A 3672-nucleotide genomic window follows, 5' to 3' on the forward strand; every position below is an offset into this window, starting at 1 on the left:
TATCAAATCTCCGGTTTTAACAATACGATAATTTTTTACAGATTCTTTGGTTGATTTTAAACCAAAAAATGTTCTTTTAGGAATTAACTCTGTTCCCAGAGATGCAGCTAGAATATCTTTTTGGTTATATAATCCATTATTATTTTTGTTTTTTGATGGTTGAAATAGTTCTTTTAACTTACGCTCTTCCCAATCATCCGTGAATCCTTTAAATCGCAATTCTGGAACTTTCTTTTTAACTGAATCATCTATTTTCGCCATAGTCCCCACCATTTTCTTGGTTTTTCTTGTTCTTCTATCCTTTTTTGCTCTTTGATTGTCTTTAACTTTTCACTCATCATAAGTCCTGTCTTTTAACCGTTGGTAGATAGTGCTCGATTGCTTTTTTGAGATACTTCGCTATATTGCGTTTAGAATAGGCTTCTTGTTTGCTAGATACATAGCTTAAATGACCTTTGACCCCATTAAGTCCTCGTAAGGCTTTCAGTTCGTCATAGAGAGGGTAAACATTTTTCTGTAAGCCTGCCATTGTTTTAATATCCATAAAATCATTTGGGAAAAGCAACATATTTTCAGACAGTAGCTTAGTATAAGGGCTTTGCATAGATTCTGTATACAAGTCTTTTTCTGTTTCTTCTTTAGCTTTCTTGCCCTCAATATAGGCTTGGTCTTCTAGCTTGTAGCTGTTGTCGTCTGCTTTCCGTTTCTTCTCAATATGAAAGACTATGCTATCAATTGAACGTCCTTTTTTTATTTTTTCATAGCTTACGTTAAAAGAGGTATGAGCGTTGATTTCTTCTAACGGTTTTTTTAATATCCAATTCTCAAAATGAGGGAAATGTTTGTATTCATTGACGGTATCAGTGATTTCTCGCAACTCTTTCACTGTGATTGAGGGGTTGCGGTAGTTTTCCACCTGTTCGGCTCTCCGTCCGCCCTTATTGCTGTAATGCTCGTATTGGTTGTAGTTCATCGATAACCATTTATAAAGAATAATAGAGTACTTGCTATTTAATTCCATAATTTCAGATAAGGCATATTTCGTAAAATTCTGCTTTAACTCAATCAAATAAGGCATAATGTCTTGATTAAATCGTATCATGACCTTATCGTCATAGTCCGTCCATTCAACTGTTGGAATGGGTAGTATCCGTCTAAATTTAAACCCTTTATTTTTCTCTTCTTTGATTTCAAAAAAAGCTTGCTCTTGCATTTTTGCTACCGCTTGTTTAAAACGAGTGTGTTTGTTGCTATCATCTACCTTAAAAAAAGTAAACAATTCAGCTTTTGATAAATAAATGATATTGTCTTTTGGTGGCTCTTCGGTATTGATACAAGACACGGCTAGTTCAAACATTTTGAGAGGTGTTTTATCCATTTTAGCAATAGAGGTAATTAAGCTATTATGCTCTACTACTTTTCTTTTTGAAAGTTCATTCAAGGTCAGCACCTGCTTTTGGTTTTCTTGTTTTTCTGTTATAATAGGCATGTAAATACTCCTTTGTGAGTGATTTTAGATAGGCATAGAGAAAACATTTTTCCGAGTGAATTTCTCTATGTTTTTATTATATCAAAACACAGTCAGTTGTTCAATCTTTTCTGACTGTATACATAGTTTTTTCTGACTGTATACATAGTTTTTTCTGACTGTATACATAGTTTTTTCTGACTGTTTAATTCTGCATACCCTTGGAAACACTGACTTTTTTTTCACGCAAAAGAACAAAAGATTAAAATATATATGATAAATTAATATAGGCTTTAAAACTATGTACAAGGTAGAGAAATGTTGAAAAAACTTTGATATAATTAAATAAGTTAATTAAATAGTTAGTTACTGAATGACTTGTAACTAATGTAAATAGAGAATTCAATATTGAATAAATTTGAACATATCGAAAGTCATTCATAATCTTGCGCTTGAGAGTAAGAATAGTTACTAAAAAACTTACTCAATTGAAAATGTTATTACTTTAAAAATAGCCTAGAGCGTAGTATGAAATAAAGATTATGAGTTCCATGAGTGTCGTGAATAAAAACACTCCGTGACGCGTAGAAGTCTGACAGAGTTATTTATAGAAAAGTATTGAAATTAAGTAGTCTTTTCTTTTAACTTGCTGGGATTATACGACACGATAAGGGCTAAGGGCTATCTAAAAAGTAGCACGGAATAGATTCTATAAGCTATATAACTGTATTTATCTAGTACAATCATCAGCAAAGAAACAATAGTTCTATAACGTCTTATTTTGTCTTGTAAGAACAGAGTTCTCTACGTGGGTAAACTTATCCTTGTATGTTATTGCTGTTCTTAGAAGCGAGAATATAGGCTTTAAATATATAACTAAAAGAATATGACTATGAACCAAGTATCTAGTACAATCATCAGCAAAGAAACAATAGTTCTATAACGTCTTATTTTGTCTTGTAAGAACAGAGTTCTCTACGTGGGTAAACTTATCCTTGTATGTTATTGCTGTTCTTAGAAGCGAGAATATAGGCTTTAAATATATAACTAAAAGAATATGACTATGAACCAAGTATCTAGTACAATCATCAGCAAAGAAACAATATAAGTGCACTAAAAGAAATAATTATATACAGACAAGAAAAAAATAAAAATATTTTCATTAGGGGTAGCGCCCCCTAAGTTGCTATGTTAAGGTAAATTTTCAGCACAAAGGACTCCTCTTTGAAAATCTCTCAAAGAATTAAAAAGAAAACTAATCTAGTACAATCATCTGACTAGCTCTAGTTCTCTGTATGCTATATAACTAAAACAATAGTGTTAGAAGATTAAAACGATATAAGTGCAACTAAAAGAAAACTTATCTAGTACAATCATCAGCAAAGAAACAATAGTTCTATAACGTCTTATTATGGCTTGTATGCTCGTATAGATATCATTGCCATATAATTCAAGTCTAAGGAGCTTAACACTCTTAGAATAGATTATATAAGCTCTATAACTGTATTTATCTAGTACAATCATCAGCAAAGAAACAATAAAGTGCAAAAAAAAATGTAGTAATAAGAATATACAGACAAGAAAAAAAGAATTAATAGGTACCGCCCCATTAAGTAGAGTTTCAAGGTAAATTTTCAGCACAAAGGACTCCTCTTTGAAAATCTCTCAAAGAATTAAAAAGAAAAGTTTTAGCTGGTACAATCATCAGCAAACTTTGGTTCTATTATATAAAAAAACATAAAAACAACCCCTATTACCTGTCCAATAGATAACGGGGGTTATTTTAATAGTCTTTTTGAGGGGTTATTATCTAATTATAGACCCTAAACAAACATTTTTTGTAAGTAGCCTTTTTTCTGTTCTTTCAACAAATCTAACTTACGTTGATGAAGAGCGATAGTTCTATTAAGTTGTTCCATAAATTGAACAATCTTACTTTGTTCCTCGTACGATTTAGGAATAGTGACTTTTCCTTCTAAAAATTCTAAATCAGTAATATTAACATTATTTCGTGCCCCAACATTTACAAGTGGAAATAAATAGAAATCCAATCGATTTTTATCTTCAAAATAGAATTGAATAATACTAGAGTTAATGTCTTTTTGTAATGTATAAACACAATAGAGAGGAGGAACTATCCCTACATTACCTTTATTGCTTCTAATAATTCCGTTCGGAAATCCTTTTATAGGTGATTTTGTATA

2 protein-coding genes and 1 pseudogene are annotated in these 3672 nt (G+C 31.2%); all 3 read right to left on the reverse strand.

Going from position 1 to position 3672, the window contains the following annotated elements:
- Positions 1-261, reverse strand: a pseudogene (locus tag LLA01S_RS13470) (restriction endonuclease subunit S); the annotation flags it as partial.
- Between the two features lie 76 nt (positions 262-337).
- Entirely contained in the window at positions 338-1489 is a 1152-nt protein-coding gene (locus LLA01S_RS11755; protein ID WP_061778358.1) for a RepB family plasmid replication initiator protein, read from the reverse strand.
- A gap of 1802 nt (positions 1490-3291) precedes the next feature.
- On the reverse strand, positions 3292-3672 hold a 381-nt coding region (locus tag LLA01S_RS11760), incomplete at its 5' end, for a restriction endonuclease subunit S (RefSeq protein WP_174519541.1).

The sequence above is a fragment of the Lactococcus cremoris subsp. cremoris NBRC 100676 genome, assembly GCF_001591705.1.
Taxonomy (GTDB): domain Bacteria; phylum Bacillota; class Bacilli; order Lactobacillales; family Streptococcaceae; genus Lactococcus; species Lactococcus cremoris.

Coding starts and splice junctions, on each gene's coding strand:
- LLA01S_RS11755 (WP_061778358.1), bottom strand. CDS start 1,489: ATGCCTATTATAACAGAAAAACAAGAAAACCAAAAGCAGGTGCTGACC.